Annotated in this window: 18 protein-coding genes and 1 riboswitch; of the genes, 9 read left to right on the top strand and 9 right to left on the bottom strand. The window is 69.1% G+C overall.

What is annotated here, in order from left to right:
- The first annotated feature begins 137 nt into the window (after window positions 1–137).
- From MJ777_RS17240 to MJ777_RS17230, 3 genes are read left to right on the top strand one after another with little or no spacing between them, the layout of a single operon-like run.
- Entirely contained in the window at window positions 138–1,142 is a 1,005-nt protein-coding gene (locus tag MJ777_RS17240; protein WP_239377144.1) for an ATP-binding cassette domain-containing protein, read from the top strand.
- Window positions 1,143–1,155: 13 nt separating this feature from the next.
- Entirely contained in the window at window positions 1,156–1,962 is an 807-nt protein-coding gene (locus MJ777_RS17235; protein ID WP_239377142.1) for an ABC-2 family transporter protein, read from the top strand.
- Window positions 1,955–2,827 carry an ABC transporter permease gene (locus MJ777_RS17230; protein ID WP_239310662.1) on the top strand — a complete coding sequence of 291 codons (873 nt, stop codon included), beginning with the start codon at window positions 1,955–1,957 and terminating at the stop codon, window positions 2,825–2,827. The genes MJ777_RS17235 and MJ777_RS17230 overlap by 8 nt, the downstream gene beginning before the upstream one ends.
- Window positions 2,828–2,903: 76 nt before the next feature.
- Here MJ777_RS17230 and MJ777_RS17225 read toward each other — a convergent pair whose 3' ends face one another.
- From MJ777_RS17225 to MJ777_RS17210, 4 genes are all read right to left on the bottom strand, one after another.
- Window positions 2,904–3,551 carry a histidine phosphatase family protein gene (locus MJ777_RS17225; protein WP_239310661.1) on the bottom strand — a complete coding sequence of 216 codons (648 nt, stop codon included), beginning with the start codon at window positions 3,549–3,551 and terminating at the stop codon, window positions 2,904–2,906.
- A complete protein-coding gene (locus MJ777_RS17220; protein WP_239377141.1) occupies window positions 3,548–4,321 on the bottom strand; it encodes a CbtA family protein in 774 nt (257 codons plus the stop codon). Before MJ777_RS17220 ends, MJ777_RS17225 begins: the two co-directional genes overlap by 4 nt.
- Window positions 4,322–4,333: 12 nt before the next feature.
- Complete coding sequence (locus MJ777_RS17215) at window positions 4,334–4,564, bottom strand: CbtB-domain containing protein (protein ID WP_239310659.1); 231 nt, start codon at window positions 4,562–4,564, stop codon at window positions 4,334–4,336.
- Window positions 4,565–4,620: 56 nt separating this feature from the next.
- Window positions 4,621–4,696, bottom strand: a riboswitch (cobalamin riboswitch).
- A 166-nt stretch (window positions 4,697–4,862) separates the two neighbouring features.
- Entirely contained in the window at window positions 4,863–5,276 is a 414-nt protein-coding gene (locus MJ777_RS17210) for a YccF domain-containing protein (RefSeq protein WP_308128326.1), read from the bottom strand.
- A 415-nt stretch (window positions 5,277–5,691) separates the two neighbouring features.
- On the opposite strand from MJ777_RS17210, the gene MJ777_RS17205 reads away from it, so the two are divergent.
- Entirely contained in the window at window positions 5,692–6,363 is a 672-nt protein-coding gene (locus tag MJ777_RS17205; protein WP_239377140.1) for a SnoaL-like polyketide cyclase, read from the top strand.
- Window positions 6,364–6,484: 121 nt separating this feature from the next.
- Here the strand turns inward: MJ777_RS17205 and MJ777_RS17200 are convergent, their stop codons facing one another.
- The 5 genes from MJ777_RS17200 to MJ777_RS17180 all read right to left on the bottom strand — a co-directional run bounded on the left by MJ777_RS17200 (window position 6,485) and on the right by MJ777_RS17180 (window position 10,496).
- Complete coding sequence (locus tag MJ777_RS17200; protein WP_239377139.1) at window positions 6,485–7,705, bottom strand: cytochrome P450; 1,221 nt, start codon at window positions 7,703–7,705, stop codon at window positions 6,485–6,487.
- A 126-nt stretch (window positions 7,706–7,831) separates the two neighbouring features.
- Window positions 7,832–8,440, bottom strand: coding sequence for an imidazole glycerol phosphate synthase subunit HisH (hisH, locus tag MJ777_RS17195; RefSeq protein ID WP_239377138.1), 609 nt, complete (start codon window positions 8,438–8,440; stop codon window positions 7,832–7,834).
- Between the two features lie 49 nt (window positions 8,441–8,489).
- Window positions 8,490–9,077 carry an imidazoleglycerol-phosphate dehydratase HisB gene (gene hisB / locus MJ777_RS17190; RefSeq protein WP_239377137.1) on the bottom strand — a complete coding sequence of 196 codons (588 nt, stop codon included), beginning with the start codon at window positions 9,075–9,077 and terminating at the stop codon, window positions 8,490–8,492.
- Entirely contained in the window at window positions 9,074–10,261 is a 1,188-nt protein-coding gene (locus tag MJ777_RS17185) for a histidinol-phosphate transaminase (RefSeq protein ID WP_239310653.1), read from the bottom strand. The genes hisB and MJ777_RS17185 overlap by 4 nt, the downstream gene beginning before the upstream one ends.
- A gap of 73 nt (window positions 10,262–10,334) precedes the next feature.
- The gene (locus MJ777_RS17180) at window positions 10,335–10,496 is read right to left on the bottom strand and encodes a hypothetical protein (protein ID WP_239377136.1); all 162 of its coding nucleotides are present in this window, start codon (window positions 10,494–10,496) and stop codon (window positions 10,335–10,337) included.
- Window positions 10,497–10,619: 123 nt separating this feature from the next.
- On the opposite strand from MJ777_RS17180, the gene MJ777_RS17175 reads away from it, so the two are divergent.
- From MJ777_RS17175 to MJ777_RS17155, 5 genes are all read left to right on the top strand, one after another.
- Entirely contained in the window at window positions 10,620–12,443 is a 1,824-nt protein-coding gene (locus MJ777_RS17175; protein ID WP_239377135.1) for a bis-aminopropyl spermidine synthase family protein, read from the top strand.
- 161 nt (window positions 12,444–12,604) lie between these two features.
- Window positions 12,605–14,110 carry a ferric reductase-like transmembrane domain-containing protein gene (locus tag MJ777_RS17170; RefSeq protein ID WP_239377134.1) on the top strand — a complete coding sequence of 502 codons (1,506 nt, stop codon included), beginning with the start codon at window positions 12,605–12,607 and terminating at the stop codon, window positions 14,108–14,110.
- Window positions 14,111–14,214: 104 nt separating this feature from the next.
- Window positions 14,215–14,646 (top strand): FMN-binding protein, encoded by a 432-nt coding sequence (locus MJ777_RS17165; protein ID WP_239377133.1) that lies wholly within the window; start codon window positions 14,215–14,217, stop codon window positions 14,644–14,646.
- A complete protein-coding gene (locus MJ777_RS17160) occupies window positions 14,643–15,551 on the top strand; it encodes an FAD:protein FMN transferase (RefSeq protein WP_239377132.1) in 909 nt (302 codons plus the stop codon). The genes MJ777_RS17165 and MJ777_RS17160 overlap by 4 nt, the downstream gene beginning before the upstream one ends.
- Before the next feature lie 180 nt (window positions 15,552–15,731).
- Entirely contained in the window at window positions 15,732–18,167 is a 2,436-nt protein-coding gene (locus MJ777_RS17155; protein WP_239377131.1) for an ATP-binding domain-containing protein, read from the top strand.
- Window positions 18,168–18,170 lie beyond the last annotated feature (3 nt).

The raw sequence follows: 18,170 nt of genomic DNA, 5'->3' as shown, positions 1-18,170 counted from the left end.
AGACAACGACACCGCTATGATCATTGACTGTGACCGTGCCGCGCCAGCCGTCCGCAGGCCAGACCGATGATCCACACGATGGGCGGCAGAGCACAGCTCACCCGCACCACGCCGATACCGATACCGATACCGATACCGTGATCGACGTCGCCGAGGTCGAGAAGACGTTCGTGCTGCGGCGCAGGGCCGGCCGGTTTCGCCGCGAACGAGTGGACGTGCCGGCCGTAACCGATCTGACCTTCCGTGTCCGGGCCGGCGAGATGGTCGGGTATCTGGGCCCGAACGGCGCCGGCAAGTCCACGACCATCAAAATGCTCATCGGAATCCTGACGCCCACCACCGGCCGCATCCGGGTCAGCGGTCTTGATCCTTCCCGGCAGCGGATACAGCTGGCCCATCGCCTGGGGGTGGTCTTCGGACAGCGCACAACGCTGTGGTGGGACCTGCCGCTGCGGGACAGTTTCAACCTGCTCCGGCATATCTATCATGTTCCAGCCGCCCGATTTCGACAGAATCTGGACCGTTTCGTCGACATCCTCGAACTGGCTCCTTTCCTCGACACCCCCGTCCGCCAGCTGTCATTAGGCCAGCGCATGCGCGGCGATCTCACCGCCGCGCTGCTGCATGACCCCGAAATCGTCTACCTTGATGAGCCGACAATTGGTCTTGATGTCGTGTCCAAGACCGCGGTGCGCGAATTCCTTACCGGCCTCAACCGCGAACACGGGACAACGGTCCTGCTCACGACCCACGACATGACCGACATCGAGCAGCTGTGCCCCAGAGTGCTGGTCATCGATCAGGGCCGGCTCGGCTTCGACGGGCTGTTGACCGATCTGCGCGCCCGCATCGGTGGCGAACGCACTCTGATCGTCGATCTTTCTGGACCGCACCCGCCGATCGACGTCGCTGGTGCCAGGGTGGTGCGGGTCGACGGGCCACGCCAGTGGCTGGCGTTCCCTACAGCGGCAAGCGCGGCACCGTTGGTCACCGCGATCGCCAACCGCTACCCCCTGGTGGACCTGTCCATCCGGGAGCCCGCGATCGAAGACGTCATCGCCCAGCTCTACGCCGCGGGCATGAGCGGGACGCCCCTGCCCAGCCAGACCGGCCCGAAACCCAACCCGACAACCGCACGGTGATGACCTGATCACGATGACAGCCCCACTCATCACCTACCTCACCGTCACCCGATGCAGCGCCCGCCGATACGCGAGCTACCGAGCCGCGACCGCCGCCGGAGCATTCACCAACACCGTTTTCGGGATCATTCGCGCCTACGTCCTGCTCCAGGTCTGGAGCCAACGGCCAGGTCTCGGTGGGTACGACACTGCCGGCGTGGTCACGTTCGTGTTTCTCGGACAGGCGCTGATCACATCCATGGCGCTGTTCGGCGGCGGCATCGAGCTGCCGGAACGCATCCGCTCCGGCGCTGTGGCCGTGGACCTGGCCAGGCCGGTGAACCTCCAGGCCTGGTGGCTGGCGGATGACGCCGGACGCGGCGCCGTCCAACTGGTCGTCCGCGGGGTGCCGCCGATGGCGGTCGCCGCGGTCCTGTTCGACCTGCGCATCACCAGCGACCCGACCATCTGGGGGCTGTTCGCGTTATCCATCATGCTGGGCTTCCTGGTCAGCTTCGGGCTGCGTTATCTGATCGCTCTCGCTTCGTTCTGGCTACTCGATCAACGCGGTCTGGAAAACGCCTACACCCTGTGCGCGGTGTTCTTCTCCGGTGTCTCCGTCCCTCTTGCCATCATGCCCGCCGTGCTGCGGGCCACGGCCCAGGCCCTGCCGTTCGCCGCCATGATGCAAATACCAGCGGACATCTTTCTGGGCAAGCGTACGGACACGTCACTGTTCACGGGGCTCGCCTTCCAGGTCGCGTGGGCCGCCGCGCTGTTCGGGATCGGTGGCCTTCTCACCGCTCAGGCCACCCGGAAGCTGGTGATCCAGGGTGGGTGAGAACGCCGGCCCGGCGCCCCGGCTGGAACCGGAAAGACATGCGGCGGCCGGAAACCATGACCGCTTCCTCCTGGTACGCCAGTACCTCCTGTTCGCCGGGATGTGGACGCGGGCATCCTGGCAGTACCGCGCATCGGTGCTGCTGCTGACGATGGGACAGTTTCTCGCGACCGGCCTTGACATCGCGGTGATCAAAGTGCTGTTCACAAACGTGCCGCGGCTCGCCGGCTTCAGCCTCGCCGAGGTGGCCTTCCTCTACGGGACGTCCGCCACCTCGTTCGCCGTGTCCAATCTGCTCTTCGGGTCGATGGAGCGCATCGGCGAACGCATCCGCGACGGCAGCCTCGACGTGATGCTGGTCCGGCCGGTCGGGCTGCTTGTCCAGGTCGCCACGGACGGCTTTTCACCACGTCGGCTCGGTGGCCTCGCTCAGGGGCTTGGGGTACTCGGGCTTGCGATCGCCGGGTTGGACGTCCCGTGGAACACGGGCCGGGTGCTGCTCGTACCCGTGCTGCTGACAGCCGGTGTCGCCCTGTTCAGCGCGATCTGGATCATCGGTGCGGCCGTCCAGTTCTTCGTCCAGCAGACAGCGGAGGCGATGAACTCGGTCACCTACGGCGGCAACTTCCTGACGCAGTACCCGATGTCGCTGTATGGACGGCAGGGCATGCGGACGCTGACCTTCATCGTGCCGCTGGCCTTCCTCAATTGGCAGCCCGCGCTGTACGTGCTCGCGAAGCCCGACCCGCTCGACCTACCGATCATGGTCCGCTTCGCCTCACCGCTGGTCGCCGCCGCCGGGCTCGCGCTCGCCGCGGCCGCATGGCGTACTGGCCTGCGGCACTACCGGTCGACCGGAAACTGATCATCAACATATGCCGGTGACGCATCCATACCGTGACCGCGATATCACGATCGTGATCATTGGCACGGCGGCACGGCTATGCCGTGGTAGGTGTTACCGCGGCACTCGTCTCCCGCTCATCCGGTGCGCCTGTCGCGGTCATTTCCCCGGTTATTGGCAGGCAGGCATGCCGCAGGTTCCAGACATCACCCGCACGCCCGTGCAGGAACGTCGTGGACAGCGGCGGGACGTCGATACGCCAGAACACCTCCGCTGGCGACCGCAGCACCGCGACCAACGCGGCGCGGATCACGGCCGGATGCGTCACCGCGATGGTGCGTCCCGATACCCGCGCGCCGCGCGCCAGCCACTGCCCGACACGGCCGATGAGCTCGGCCACGGACTCGCCACCGTGCGGCGCCTGGGCCGGGTCACCGACCCAGGCCGCAAGATCGGCTGATGGGATCTCCGCAAGCGCGCGCCCCCGCCAGTCCCCCATATCCAGGTCACGCAGTGCCGGATCAGCTGTGGCGCCGGCCAGGCCGAGCGCGTCCGCTGTCTGACGGGTACGCAGCGACGTGTCACACAACACGAGGTCAGCACGGCGGGCTCCGACGGCCGCGAAGCGGCGCAGCTCCCCGGCGTCGAGTCCTTCATCACTCGGGAACCGCGCGGCCCGCGTCGCGGCGGTCGGCGCGTGACTGATCAGCGTGAGGCGCGGCGGGCCGGTGCCAGGACCGGTCATGCCTCGGTGGCGACCAGCGATCCAGCCCCGGGCGCGCCGCGGCCCCCCGGCGAGCCAGCCGCTGCCGAAGCCCGCAGCGCGCGATCGGTCAGCGCCCCGAACAACAGGCCGATCGTCGCCCAGAGCGTCACGTTGATCGCTAATGAGGCGACGCGGAACCGCCACAGCACATCAGCGGGAAAAGCGTCCGGGGTCTCGTGCACCTGCGGCAGGAGGTAATAGGCCAGCCCGACTATCACCAGCCCACCGGCCAGGGCCAGCAATGCCGCGTCCCAGGCACCGAACCTCGCCGTGAGCCGCCGAGCCGTCACGCAACCGCCGATGACCACCGACAACGCAATCAACATCATCGTGAAATACAGGCTGGTGCGTTCGCCGATGGTGTCCGGATTACCGATGGACGGCGGGTTGGCCGGATATTTCAGGGCAGGCACAAGGTACATTCCCATGAATCCCGCGAGCGCCACGAACGCCGCCGTCCCGCGCGCCCCCAGCGCGCCGAGGCGGCCCTGTGCGCAGGCATAGGCAAGGGAGAAGAGGCCGCCGAGCGCGACACCGAACGCCAACAGGCCCGTCAGCAAGCCGATGGTGTTCTGCAGCGCCCGGGGAACGAGTTCTGTTCCGTGTACGCCCTCGGCGGCTTCCCGCGCCGACTCGAAGGCGATCGCGCGCCCGACCTCGCTCTCCCCAAGGACCTTGGCGACGGCGAAGGAAAACACGGCGGCCACCACGCCCACCAACATCCCACGAATCAACAGGGCGCGAACCATCTCGGAACCCGCTCAGTGGCAGGGGAAGCCGAGCAGATGACGGGCGTCGTGCACGAACTCGTGGACATAGCTGCCGCCCACAAGCGATACCGCGCCCTGCTCGGCGCCGACAAAGTACAGCAGGAGCAGCGCCAGGACCGAGCCGAAGATCGCAAATGGGGCCAGCTCACGCAACGGGATCGTCGGCAGGGCCGCGGGCGTGGCCGGAACGTTGGCGGCAGGATACGCCAGTGCAGATGCCATTGCGAGACCTCCACAGGAATCACGCGTTCCACTCGGCAGGACATGTCCGGCGATGGGTCTGACTCCCGACGTCGCTCCTTGTGGGCGGGCCGGTCACAGTGGCGCGACCGCGCCGGATTCACACCGGCTTCCAGCACTCGGACATCAGAGAGACAATCAGCAGCCAACCCTCACGTCAAGTCTCATCAATCACTCAACCGTCCGGGGGTCCGGGCGGCTGGGGTCCGGGCGGACCGACGCCAGCCCGAGCCATTCATGATCATATATGCGAGCGGGCTCGCGGCACCCACAGTCACCATCACCGGTAGACGGATGCCGCGACCCGGGCATGCGGATCAAGATCCCGGAACGGGACGACCCGCCGGCCCAGTGGCGCGATCGCCAGCGGGACCATCTTGAACGACGCCACACCGAACGGGATGCCGATAACTGTCACACACAGCACCAGGCCGAAGATCAAATGACCGATCGCAAGCCACCACCCAGCGATCAAGAACCACAGCAGGTTGACCAGGAAAAGCATGACCGGAGCGTCACCGGGCTGGTCGACCACGACCCGGCCGAAGGGCCAGACGACGTAACCCGCCAGCCTGAAAGCCGCGATCCCGAACGGGATCGTCACAATCAGCAGGCAACACACAATACCGGCGACAAGATAACAAACAGCCAGCTCAAACCCGGCGAACAACAGCCAGAAAACGTTTCCCACCATCCGCATAACACTTTCCTACCCGGTCGGAGGGCTACGATCCGGCCCGGCCCGGCCCGAAGCCTGGATCCAGCGGGGCGAAGATCGCGCCTATACCACACGCGTCGCAGCCGCCACCTTCTTGACGGTGGCCCTGACTATGCCCTTGGTCGCCGGCACGCCCTGGCACTCTGCTACCTCCGGATATTCATAAGTTCACCCGGCTCAGGACTTTCGCCCCATTTTCCCATAATTATCATGAGCTGTAGCATGCCGGGGAGGCGGAAGTTCAGAGCGTCCGGAACGTCCGGACGTCACGTTAACCCGCACCGACGTATGTGGCACGAATCGACCGCGCGCCGGATCCCATCCCGCTTCGGAGACCTCCACGACGGCGCTCGACGCATCCTGACACCGCCCGGACGGCAGAAGGAGCAACATGGTGAACGACAGGAACGCAACGGACCAGGCAGCGGACCAGCCGTTGCATGTACAGGGCCGGGACGCGGTCATCGCTGGTTCCGCTGGCGTGCGGTGGCGCGGCGGCGAGCCACCCGACTACCATCTGTCAAAAGTGACAATGCCCCAGGAACGCACCCACGAGCACGCCAAGGGGTCCTTGGCCGACATCGTCGAACGCGTGGTCCAGGTCTTCGAGATGGAGGTCTCCCACAAGAAAGACCCGGCCCAGTGGGTCAGCATGGTCACCGACCAGTTCCGTACCCGCGTCAACGGAGGCCCCTGGGCAAACAGCCAGGACCTCGTTGAAAGAGGCAGTTACAACATCCTCATAGGTGAGAACCCCTACTACTCGGCGAGCGACGAGACCTTCGAATCCTCCCATCAGGTCTTCCTCAAGGCCCTTCCCGGCGGCTTCTTCTGGGAGATCCTGGAGGTCTACTCACCGCCGCCTGTAATCACTTTCAAGTGGCGCCACTGGGGTACCTTCAGCGGACCCTACAAAGGGTTCGAGCCGACCGGTGAACGCGTCGAGATGTTCGGTGTCAGCGTGGCCCGCGTCGCCGACGACCTCAGACTGCTCGAGGTCGAGCACTTTTACGACAACACCGAATTTCTTGGCCGGCTGAGCGGCAACCACCCGGTGTCATAGGCTGCCGGGCGCACGGCAATGTTCTCTCCCGTGCGCCCAGCGCCCCGTTCCCACCACAATGACGGCGATCACAATGACGGCGATGGCGATCCCCGTCGGGAACCCAGCGGAGAACGGTGATTCAGACCGTGACGGGAATACAGGACCAGCCACGTTGCACAAACGTGGGGCGCCGAACAGGGGTACCAGCCAGGGAAAGCGTCGGGTAGCGCTCCAGCAGGCTGCGCAGGGCTGTCTCGAGCTCCACCCTGGCCAGCGGCGCCCCCACGCAGAAGTGGACGCCGCCGCCGAAAGCGACGTGCGGATTCGGTTCCCGGCCGACATCGAACTCGTCAGCCCGTTCGAAGACCTCGGGGTCGCGGTTGGCCGAACCGAGCAGCGCCGCGATCCGTTCCCCCGCCCGCACGACGACCCCACCGATCTCCACGTCGGCCATGGCGGTCCGTTCGAAAAGGTGCAACGGCGAGTCAAAACGCAGGAACTCCTCGGCCGCGGTGGCGGCCAGTTCCGCCGGCTGGCGGGCGAGGCGCCGCTGTTGCTCGGGGTGGCTCAGCAACGCCACCATGCCGTTGCCGAGGCAGTTGACACTGGCCTCGTGCCCGGCATTGAGCAACACCACAACGGTGGCGACCAGCTCGTCCTCGGCCAGCCGGTCGCCCTCCTGCTCCGCCTGGACGAGATGGGTGATCAGGCCATCGTCCGGACGCCGGAGACGCTCGGCGGCAAGGGCGTGTACGTAGGCACTGAACTCGGCGGCCGCCACCCGTGCCGCGGCCTCCTGCGCGGGACTGCGCTCGTATTCGTTCATCTTCACCAGATCGGCCGACCACGGGCGTAGCAGGTGCCGGTCGCTGTCGGGAATACCGAGCAGCTCCGCGATGACCATCACCGGGAGCGGCTCAGCGTACTCGGCGATCAGGTCGAACGGTTGCCCGTCGCGCGCCCGCGCCTCGATTCCGTCGAGCAGGACCTGGCACAGCTCGCGGATGTGCGGCCGCAGCCGTTCGATGTTGCCACGGGCGAACGCCTTGCCGAGCAGCCCGCGCAACCGGGTGTGCTTCGGTGGCTCACAGCCCAGGATGGAGTCCCGCTCCAGCTTGTTGAAACCGGCCCACAGCTCCTCGGGCAGGCGTGGCTGGCAGATCCGGCCCAGCCCACGGTGGCGCACCACCGCGTCGGCATCACGGTAGCGGGCCGCCAGCCACATCCCGAGGTCGTCGTTCCACACCGGCCGGCCGGCGGCCCGAAGCTCGGCGAAGACCGGATACGGGTCATGGACAAGATCATGGCTACGTGGGTCGAAGCGGCCTGCGTGAGCATTGACCCGATGGGACGGGACCACCGCGCGCTCCTTCCGGGACGGCTACCCCCACCCCACCATGGAACCAGCGCGGATCGGCACACGGCGGGCAGACCCGGCCCTATCCCCCGCCACAGCCTGCGTTGTTGATCACGTCAGCCACGCAGGCTAACGCAGCGTGCCCAACCAGTTGGCGAGCAGCTGCCGACCGGGGTCTCCGGACTTCTCCGGATGGAACTGGGTGGCGCACAGCGGCCCCCGCTCCACCGCGGCGGCAAAAGGCTCACCATGCTCGGCCACGGTGTCCTCGGGCGTCGGCTTGGCCGCGTACGAGTGGACGAAGTAGAACCGGACGGCTTCGGGCAGCCCGTCGAACAGCACCGTGCCGGCCGGCGGGGCCACCGTGTTCCAGCCCATATGCGGGAGGATCGGCGCGGCGAGACGCCGTACCTCGCCCGTGAGCACGCCGAGCCCCGGGGTCCGCACCCCGTGCTCGTCTCCCAGGTCGTAGAGAACCTGCATACCCACGCAGATCCCGAGGACCGGACGCCCGCGGGCGACACGCTCACGGATAACCGCCGCCCCGCCGACCGCGGTGATCCCGGCCATGCAGGCGGCGAAAGCACCCACCCCGGGCACCACGAGCCCGTCCGCGGCCCTGGCCGCAGCCAGGTCGGACGTCACGGTCACGTCGGCACCGACCCGCGCAAGCGCCCGCTGCGCGCTGCGCAGGTTCCCCGATCCGTAGTCGAGGACAGCCACCTTCGGAGCCGTCACCGCCGCCCCCCGCGCGGGACGCGTGCCCCGGTCACGGTCCTCACCCCGGTCACAGAACGCCCTTGGTGGATGGCACGCCGACCACCCGCCCATCGCGGGCCACCGCGTCCCGCAGCGCCCGTGCCACGGCCTTGAACTGCGCCTCGACCACATGGTGCGCGTTGCGCCCCGACACCACCCGCACGTGCAGCGCGATCCGCGCGGCGGCGGCTATCGACTCGAACACATGACGGGTCAGCGTCGTGTCGTAGGTGCCGATGAGCTCGATCAGCTCCGGCTCGACGACCACGCAGTACGGCCGGCCGGACAGGTCCACCGCCGCCTGCACCAGCGCTTCATCCAGGGGTACCAGCGCATCACCGAACCGCCGGATCCCGGTCTTGTCGCCGAGTGCCTCGCGCAGCGCCTCACCGAACGCGATCGAGGTGTCCTCGACCGTGTGGTGCGCGTCAATATGCAGATCGCCGCGGGTACGCACGGTCAGGTCGAACCCGCCGTGCTTGCCAAGCTGGCTGACCATGTGGTCGAAGAACGGGACCCCGGTGAACGACGACGACACGCCCGTGCCATCGAGGTCCAGATCGACGACGACGTGCGACTCCAGGGTCTTGCGTTCGATCCGGGCGGTGCGGCTCATGCGTGCCCTGCCTTCCCGGAAGCCGGTTGCCGGGTGGCCGCCGGGTGATCGGAGCACGCCGGCGTCGTGGCCGGGTCGGCCAGCAGCACGCCGACGGCCGCGAGAAAGGCGTCGACCTCGCTGGGAAGACCGGCGGTGACCCGCAGCCAGCCAGCCAGGCCGACGTCGCGGACGAGGACGCCCGCGTCGAGCAAGGCCTGCCAGGCCGCGCGTTGATCGGGAAACCGCCCGAACAGCACGAAGTTCGCGTCGCTGGGCGCCACGGCGCAGCCGAGCCCGGTCAGTTCGGCCACCATCCGGTCCCGTTGCGCCTTCACCGCCTCGACGGTGCCGAGCAGCTCGTCGGCGTGCGCGAGCGCCGTGCGCGCGACCGCCTGCGTGAAGGTGGACAGATGGTACGGCAGACGCACGAGCTGCAACGCGTCGATGACGGCCGAGTGCGCGGCAAGATAACCGACCCGGGCGCCGGCGAGCGCGAACGCCTTGCTCATCGTCCGGGTCACCACCAGCCGCGGCCGTGACGGCAGCAGGGCGAGAGCGCTTGCGACCCCGGCCCGCCTGAACTCCGCGTAGGCCTCGTCCACGACAACCATGCCGGTACCGGTCTCGTCGACCGCGGCGCACGCGGCGGCCAGCACGTCGTTCGGCAGCGCGGTGCCGGTGGGGTTGTTCGGCGACGTGAGGAAGACCAGGGATGGCCGATGCCGGCGGATCGCCTCGGTCACCGCGGCCGGGGTGATGGTGAAGTCGGGTTCACGGGGCTCGCCGGCCCAGCCAGTCCCGGTCGCCATCGCGATAAGCCGGTGCATCGTGTAGGACGGCTCGAAACCGAGCGCGACCCGGCCGGGCCCGCCGAACGCCTGACACAGCTGCTGGAGCACTTCGTTCGACCCGTTCGCCGCCCACACCTGATCGGTACGCAGCCCGAAACCGGCGTCCGGGGTGAGGTAGTAGGCGAGATCCGCCCGAAGCGCCTCAGCCTGGCGGTCTGGGTACCGGTTGGCCTCGGTGGCCGCGAGCGCCGCGGCCTTGCCCATGGCGTCCACCAGGCCCGCGGACGGCGGATGCGGATTCTCGTTGGTGTTGAGCAGCACCGGAACGTCGAGTTGCGGGGCGCCGTACGGCGCCTGGCCCCGCAGGTCGTCGCGCAATGGCAGTTCGTCGAAGGTCAGCGGGCGTGTCATGCGGCCCTGGCCCTGGCCCTGGCCACCGGCCCACCACCGGAAGATGAATCATGCTCTGCCATCGCATGTGCGGTCATCGCACGTACACCTCCACCGCGTGGGCGTGGACAGGGCAGACCGCGCCGAGAACGGCCGGCACGTCCAGCGCCGTGGGCGGGAGCCCGCACGGCCGCGAAGCCGGCGGCAGGCCCGTGCGCGGATCGAACATTCTCAGCACGACGACAAGACTATCCATACGCGAACTCAGGCGCGGGCGGGAAGGGAGCGGGCGGGAAGGGGGAAGGGGAAGGCGGGAAGGTAGCCGCGGGAAGGCGACAGTGTGCGGAAAGGGCGAGGATGGGAAGATGATGGTGGGGAAATGACAGTTCACGGCGCCGCGGAGAACGACCTGGGCATGGCCGGCATCGGCCCGCCGCCGGCCGCGGACACGCCGCCGGCAGCCCGCGGCCGGGCACTCGACCGGCTTGAGCGCCTCGTCGCCGGCTACGGAGCGCAGGCACGCCCGCTCCGGCGAGTGATCGCGCTGCTGACCGAACGGCCGTGGACCATCGGCGACCTCGTCCGCGCCTCGGGGGTGGCCCGCCGTAATGTCGAAGAGATCCTCGACTGCCTCGCCGATGACCTGCGGGAGGAGCCGGGGCGGCCCGGCGGCGCGGTAATGATCAAAGAGTCACTGGTAGTCACCTATCGAGACCATTTCGGCTTCGACGAGCTCCGCCGCACCCAGCTCACCGATCCGCTCGCGCAACGCCTCGCCGCGCGCCAGGCCCTGGTGGACACCATGGCCGAGCTTGTGGCCGCGGCACCACCGTCGCGCGTCGACCTCGACCACGTCCCGGCCACCGGAGAGACCGCTGCTCGGCGCGCGTTGTGGATGGACTCCACCTACGACCTCGCCGGGGCGCGCCTGCTGTGCATCGGCGATCATGATCTCACTTCGCTGGCGGCCTGCTCCCTTGTCCCGAACCTGTCCGTGACCGTCGTCGACCTCGATGAACGGCTGCTGGAGTTCATCGATGCCCAGTCCAGGCGGAGGGGCCTGGACATCCGCTGCCTGTTCGCCGACCTGCGCTTCGGGCTGCCTGCCGTCACCGAGTCCTGGGCCGATCTGATCTTCACCGATCCGCCGTACACTCCCGAGGGGGTGACCCTCTTCCTGCAACGAGGGCTGGCCGGCCTGCGTGACACCCTGCGTGGCCGGCTGCTGCTCGCCTACGGGCACAGTGATCTGCATCCGGCGCTCGGCTGGAAGGTACAGCGCGCCGTCAGCGACCTGCATCTCACCGTTGAGGCGATTATGGCGGACTTCAACGGCTACGACGGTGCCGAGGCCGTGGGCGCGGCCAGTGACCTGTACGTCTGCCGGCCGACCGCGGCCACCTGGCGGCAGCTGGCTGGCGCGGCTCCCGGCCCCCGAGGCCGCGCCGCGATCTACACCCGGGGCCGGCAGGCGGTGGAAAGCGGCAGCGCGGGGCCGTCACCGGCGGCCGCCCAGGAGCTGCTGGCGGCGGCCGCGGCCGGCCTCGACGGTGGCCGGCTGGTGTTCATCGGCGACGGCGCTCCGGATGCCTCGCCCTCGGGGCCCGCCCATGTCCGTCTCGCCACGGCGCTGCGGAACGGGCTGCCACGGTCGGTCAGCGGACGCGGCCGGGTGCAGGTGGCCGCGGACCTGACAGCTGATCCGGGACCGTGGCTCGCCCGGACCCTGCTCGCGGTCAACGCCGACCGGCTGGTCGCCCTTGTCCCAGCTGGTCATACCGATCTGGCGGACCCCGCCTCCTTTGGTGCGCTGGGCGGGCTGGTGGCGCCGAAATGGCGGCTGTGCTGGCGGCGGCTTGCCGGCGAGCGGCTCGCCCTGGTCGAGGCGGCCCCGATCGAGACCGCCGAGCTGACCGCGGGGGAAGGCATGGTCCGCTGGCTGCTCGACCGTGCCCACGGCAAGGTCGGCAACGTCTGGGCGGAGGCGCTGGCCCGGGGCGCGGCACCGGGCGCCGCCGGTTCACTCACCAGGAAGGACGCCCGAGCAGCCGTCGAGACAGCCGTAGCCGACCCGGGGCTGCTCGCCGCGACGCTGATGGACCTGCCCCGCCACCAGATCGCACGCATCGCGGCCCAGGTCGCCCGCACCACCGACACCCGCCCCACCCACGCCCGCACCACCGATAGATGCACCCACCGATAGGCGAGCCCGGTCGGCCGGCGGAGATCCGGATACGGGAATGTCCGGGAGACCCTGGAGAACCCAGCAACCTCACAGCTTGTGTTCAGCATCGCTGAAGTCCCGTTGCCCACCATCAATGTCAGAGCGCCGGCACGGTCGGGCGCGGACACGGAGGGCAGCCCATGAGCTTGATGATGCTGGGGTCATCCGAACATCCGGAGTCAGCCGAGGCCGCCACCACGCACCCACAGCCACCCATAGACGCGTCACTGTCCGTACCCACCGCCGTCCCCGGCACAGTATCGGCGCCACCAGCCTCGCCCGCGGTCCATCCGTACGCACCGCGGCACTGGTGGCGCGACGTGGCCGGCCTGTGCGCGTACGCGAGCATGATCGTCGTGGTGGCCCTGTGGCTCGCGCACGGCGGCATCGCCAGCCTCACCGGGAGCGCTGGCATCCTGACCGGTCTCGGCCGGCTCACCGGACTGGTCGCCGCGGACCTGCTGCTCATCCAGGTGCTGTTGATGGCGCGCATTCCCTGGGTGGAACGCGGCTACGGCCAGGATGAACTCACCCGGCGTCATCGCCTGGTTGGTTTCGCCTCGTTCAACCTGGTGCTCGCCCACATCGTTTTGATCATCCTGGGCTATGCGGCGTCGGCCCGGACCGGCCTCGTCAGCCAGGCATGGGACCTCATCGCCAACTACCCCGGCATGCTGCTGGCAACGACCGGATTCGCGCTGCTCGTGATGGTCGTCGTCACCTCGGTGCGCGCGGCCCGACGGCGGCTGCGCTACGAGTCCTGGCACCTGCTGCACCTGTACGCCTACCTCGGGGTGGGGCTGTCCATCCCCCATGAGCTGTGGACCGGCGCGGACTTCACCTCGACAGCGTGGGCGAGGGTGTACTGGTGGACGGTCTACGCCGCCGCGGCCGGCAGCATCATCGTGTTCCGCCTCGGCCTGCCCGCGTTGCGCACCTGGCGGCACAGCCTCGTCGTTGACCGCGTCGTCGCCGAGGCGCCCGCTGTCGTGTCCCTGCACCTGCGCGGCCAGGCGATCGAACGGATGCACGCGAGTGCTGGGCAGTTCTTCATCTGGCGGTTCATGACCGGACCAGGGTGGTCACGCGGGCATCCCTACTCGCTGTCCGCACCGCCGCACCCGCGCTGGCTGCGGATCACCGTGAAGGACCTCGGGGACGGCAGCCGCGCACTCGCCCGCGTACGGCCCGGCAGCAGGGTACTCATCGAGGGCCCCTACGGCCGGCTCACCGCTGCCGTCCGCCAACGACGCCGCCTGACGATGATGGCTTCCGGTATCGGCATCACCCCGGTCCGAGCGCTGCTGGAAGAACTCGACTACTCCCCCGGTGAAGCGACGCTGGTCTACCGGGCCAGCACCGAGGAGGATTTCATCTTCCGCTACGAGCTGGACATGCTGGCCGCGAAACGCGGCGTCCGCGTCATCTACCTGCCTGGGCACCGTTCGCCGGACCGCTCGTCATGGCTGCCGGAACGCTTCTCCCACCTGTTGGACGACGACGCGCTGCGGCAGATCGTGCCCGACATCGCCGATCACGACGTGTTCATCTGCGGTCCCGACGCCTGGATGGACGCCGTACGGGACGCGGCGCTGCTGGCCGGGGTCCCATCCGAACAGCTGCACCTGGAACGCTTCCGTTGGTGAGCGGCGCGCGGGACGGGAGACGCGGTCTGGCGGACTCGCGGGAGCGCGTCCCCCGCCCACGGCGTCCAGACCACAACCACGGCAGCCTCAGAAAGGACTCCGGCATGCGCCGCATCGTGCTCGCCGTCGCATCGACGGTCGCCGGCCTCGTGCTGTTGTTCAGCTACCGCACCAGCACCGGCACCGGCATGGCCGCGACGGCGGTCACCAGCTCCGGCGGCAGCTCTGGCGATGGTTCCAGCGGCGTCTCCAGCGGATCGACGACGCTGACGGGATCCGAGGTCAACACCAGGTGGGGTGTCGTCCAGGTACAGATCACTGTCGACGCTGGCCGGATCGTCAACGCCGGGACCGTTCAGGTGCCGGACCACAACCCGCGCGACGTGGAGATCAACCGGGTGGCGATCCCGATCCTCAACTCCGAGGCCGTGGCCGCCCAGAACGCGAAGATCGATGTGGTCAGCGGCGCGACCGTCACCAGCGACGGCTACATCCGTTCGCTGCAGTCCGCCATCGACGCGGCACACCTGTCATGACGGCCTGGGCAGCGGGGTCGATGTCCCGGCGGGCGTGGGTCGAGCAGATCATGGGCATGCCCGTCAGCCTGCACCTGCGCGGGCCCCGAGCGGCCGGCGACAGCGCCGTCGAACAGCTCGTCACAGCGCTCTTCGCCCATCTGCGCGCGGTGGACGCCCTGTTCAGCACCTACCGAGCGGACAGCGAGATCATGAGGCTGAACCGGGGCGAACTGCGTCTGGACGCCTGTGACCCCCTTGTCCAGGAGGTCGCGGACCTGTGCGCCGAGGCCACCCGGCGCACCGACGGCTACTTCAGCGCCGAGCTACCGGCGCCCGGCCATCCGACCGGGACTGGGACCACGGCTGGGACCGGGACCGCCGCTGGAGCCAGCGCCGGCCGCCGCTGGTTCGACCCGTCCGGGCTGGTCAAGGGCTGGGCGGTCGAGCGTGCCGCGGCGAGGCTGACAGCGATCGACGGCCACGACTACTACCTGAGCGCGGGCGGGGACATCGCCGCGTACGTGGCTGACCCGGTGTCCCCGGCCTGGAACGTCGGAATCTGTGATCCTTTTGACAGCACGCGCGTGCTCGCCACCGTGCCCGTCCGCTCGGGTGGGGTGGCGACCTCAGGCAGCGCGGCGCGTGGCGCGCACATCATGAATCCGAGGACAGGCCGGCCCGCGAGTTCGGACCTGCTGGCGGTGACGGTTACCGGTCCATCACTGATGTGGGCGGACGTGTATGCGACCGCCGCGTTCGCCCGCGGCTCCGATGCGCTGGCATGGCTCGCGGGCCTGGACCGGACAGCGGCTCTGGTGGTCACCGCGGACGGCGCGCGGCACGCCACGCCCGGATTCGGCGGGGCCGAGCCCGCGCGGCGGTCCACACCCGATGGGCAGCGACAGCCGACCGCTGACACGTGACTGGCGGTAGCGAGAGCAACGCTGTGACCCCGTCCCTGACCAACGGGTCGAACACCCGGAGGCACGGCCGCATAAGCTCGACGTTCGTCTCGCCGTTCCCAACGCCCGTGCGGATGTCCACGAACGGAGCGTAATCACGCGGCCGGCGCAATCACACCGCACAAGCCGGGAGGGACCCAGGTGCCGACCACGTACGAGCAGAAACTCGCCTGCGAACAGAAATATGTCGACACCCTGTACAGCCGGCTGGACGACCTGCGCGACCGGACCCGCGAGCAGTTGCGCGCCGTGCTGCTGGAACCGGGCACCGGCACCCCGCAGTCACGGGTCGAGCGGGATGCCTTCGCCACCGCGTACTCCGACCGGATCGGCCAGCTCGACGCCGCCGAGGGACGGCTGTGTTTCGGCGCGATGGACTTCGGTGCCATAGATGACGACGCGATAGACGCGATAGACGACGACGCCACAGGTGGCGGTGCCATGGAGCTCGGCGCGCCGAACTCCGGCGCCCTGGATCACAGCCCGCTGGGCCGTGCCGACCACCAGCGTGTCTACATTGGGCGTATCGGTCTTTCCGACGACGAGCACGAGCCCATGCTGGTCGACTGGCGGGCCCCGGTGGCCACCACCTTCTACCAAGCGACCCTCGCCAACCCGCACGGCCTGCGCAGGCGCCGGCACCTACGTGCCAAAGGGCGGGAGATCAGCGGATTCACCGACGACGTGCTCGACATCGCGGGCGCGCGGAACGGATTCGCCGGCGGATCAAACGGATCAAGCAGTGACGGGCCGCTGCTGGAGGCCCTGTCCGCACCCCGCTCCGGCCGTATGCACGACATCGTCGCGACGTTGCAGGCCGAGCAGGACGCGGTGATCCGCGCTGACTCGTCCTGCGTCCTGATCGTCGACGGCGGACCGGGCACCGGCAAGACCGCGGTGGCCCTGCACCGGGCCGCCTATCTGCTCTACACCGAACGGGAACGGCTCGCCCGCTCCGGCCTCCTGGTGGTCGGCCCGAGCCCGATTTTCCTGCGTTACATCGAACAGGTGCTGCCCTCCCTCGGTGAGACGGGTGTGGTTTTCGCGACCCCGAGCCGGCTGTTCCCCGGCGTCGACGCCGTCGGCGACGAGGACGGCCGCGTCGTCGCCCTCAAGGGGGATCTGCGGATGGCCAGGCTGGTGGCCGAGGCGGTGAAGGCCCGCCAGGAGGTCCCGGCACACGATGTGGACGTCCCCTACGACGGCGCCGTGCTCCGTCTTGAGCGTCGCGCTGTCGAGAATGCCCGCACCCGGGCACGGCGCAGCCGCCGTCCGCACAACATGGCCCGGCGGGTGTTTGTCCGGGAGACAATCGCCGCCCTCACCAACCAGGTGGTCGCGAACCTTGCCGGTGGCCTGCTTGACGGCGACGAACGGGAGGAGATCGCCGCCTACCTGCACGCCGACCAGGGAGTCCGGGCGGCCATCGACGCGATGTGGCCGCGGCTGACCCCCGAGGCGTTGCTCGCCGATCTGTTCGCCACACCCGCCCGGCTCGCCACCGCCGCGGCCGCCGCCAAGCTGACCAAGCACGAGCAGCACCTGTTGCACCGCCCGCCCGACACCGCAGCCGCATGGACGCCGGCCGACGTGCCGCTGCTCGATGAGGCCGCCGAGCTGCTCGGCGATCCCGACGCCGACGTCGCCGAGCGCGCCGAGCGGGAGGCGGACCGGGAACGGCGCGCCGAACAGGCGTACGCCCTCGACGTCCTCGACGGCCTCGGCCTCACCGGGCTGGTCGACGCGGAGGCGGTGGCGACGGGCATGGCCGAGCGGTGGTCGGGCTCCCGGGCACGACGCAGTGCCGTCGACCACGCTCGCGGGGATCGGTCCTGGACGTTCGGCCATCTCATCGTCGACGAGGCCCAGGAAGTGTCGCCGATGCTGTGGCGGCTGCTGTGGCGGCGCTGCCCGATGCGGTCGGCCACCCTGGTCGGTGACCTCGCCCAGGCCGCGACTCCGGGCGCGGCCCGTTCCTGGGCCGAAGCGCTGGCCCCGCATATCGGGGACAGGTGGCGGGCGGAGCACCTCACCGTCAACTACCGGACCCCGCTCGAAATCATGGACGTAGCCGCTGACGTGCTCGCCGCGCAGGACCCGGTCGCGCGGCCACCGCGTTCGGTGCGTACCACCGGGCGGCATCCCGTCGCGCTGCGCGTCGGCACGGGCACCGGTACTGGCACCGGCACCGGCGCCCTGGTGAGCGCGGTCATGGACGCGGCCGGTCACGCCGCCGAGGACGTCGGCGACGGCCGGGTCGCGGTGATCTGCCCAGCGGATCTCGTCGAAGCCGTCCGCGCGGCGTTCACGACCGTGCCGGCTGGCGGTATGCCCGGTGACGCGGACATGCTGGCCGCCACTGTCGTGATCCTCACTGTGACGGAGGCCAAAGGCCTGGAGTTCGACGCGGTCATCCTGGTCGAGCCAGCCGCGATCGTCGCCGCTTCACAGCGCGGGCTGGCCGACCTGTACGTCGCCATGACCAGGGCGACCCAGACACTCACCGTGCTGCATACCGATGAGCTGCCCGCGGTGCTGCACCGCCTGGCCGCGGACCCACCGCCCAGCACCACCTGACCC

This window comes from Protofrankia sp. Cj5, from assembly GCF_917627405.1.
GTDB lineage: Bacteria > Actinomycetota > Actinomycetes > Frankiales > Frankiaceae > Protofrankia.
Note: the sequence above shows the minus strand (reverse complement) of the source record. Positions and strands in the feature narration are given on the sequence as shown.

Excerpts from the sequence above, each read along its gene's own strand:
- MJ777_RS17235 (WP_239377142.1), top strand. The coding sequence starts at position 1,156 with ATGACAGCCCCACTCATCACCTACCTCACCGTCACCCGATGCAGCGCC.
- MJ777_RS17225 (WP_239310661.1), bottom strand. The coding sequence starts at position 3,551 with ATGACCGGTCCTGGCACCGGCCCGCCGCGCCTCACGCTGATCAGTCAC.
- MJ777_RS17220 (WP_239377141.1), bottom strand. The coding sequence starts at position 4,321 with ATGGTTCGCGCCCTGTTGATTCGTGGGATGTTGGTGGGCGTGGTGGCC.
- MJ777_RS17215 (WP_239310659.1), bottom strand. The coding sequence starts at position 4,564 with ATGGCATCTGCACTGGCGTATCCTGCCGCCAACGTTCCGGCCACGCCC.
- MJ777_RS17210 (WP_308128326.1), bottom strand. The coding sequence starts at position 5,276 with ATGGTGGGAAACGTTTTCTGGCTGTTGTTCGCCGGGTTTGAGCTGGCT.
- MJ777_RS17205 (WP_239377140.1), top strand. The coding sequence starts at position 5,692 with ATGGTGAACGACAGGAACGCAACGGACCAGGCAGCGGACCAGCCGTTG.
- hisB (WP_239377137.1), bottom strand. The coding sequence starts at position 9,077 with ATGAGCCGCACCGCCCGGATCGAACGCAAGACCCTGGAGTCGCACGTC.
- MJ777_RS17185 (WP_239310653.1), bottom strand. The coding sequence starts at position 10,261 with ATGACACGCCCGCTGACCTTCGACGAACTGCCATTGCGCGACGACCTG.
- MJ777_RS17180 (WP_239377136.1), bottom strand. The coding sequence starts at position 10,496 with ATGGATAGTCTTGTCGTCGTGCTGAGAATGTTCGATCCGCGCACGGGC.
- MJ777_RS17175 (WP_239377135.1), top strand. The coding sequence starts at position 10,620 with ATGACAGTTCACGGCGCCGCGGAGAACGACCTGGGCATGGCCGGCATC.
- MJ777_RS17170 (WP_239377134.1), top strand. The coding sequence starts at position 12,605 with ATGAGCTTGATGATGCTGGGGTCATCCGAACATCCGGAGTCAGCCGAG.
- MJ777_RS17165 (WP_239377133.1), top strand. The coding sequence starts at position 14,215 with ATGCGCCGCATCGTGCTCGCCGTCGCATCGACGGTCGCCGGCCTCGTG.
- MJ777_RS17160 (WP_239377132.1), top strand. The coding sequence starts at position 14,643 with ATGACGGCCTGGGCAGCGGGGTCGATGTCCCGGCGGGCGTGGGTCGAG.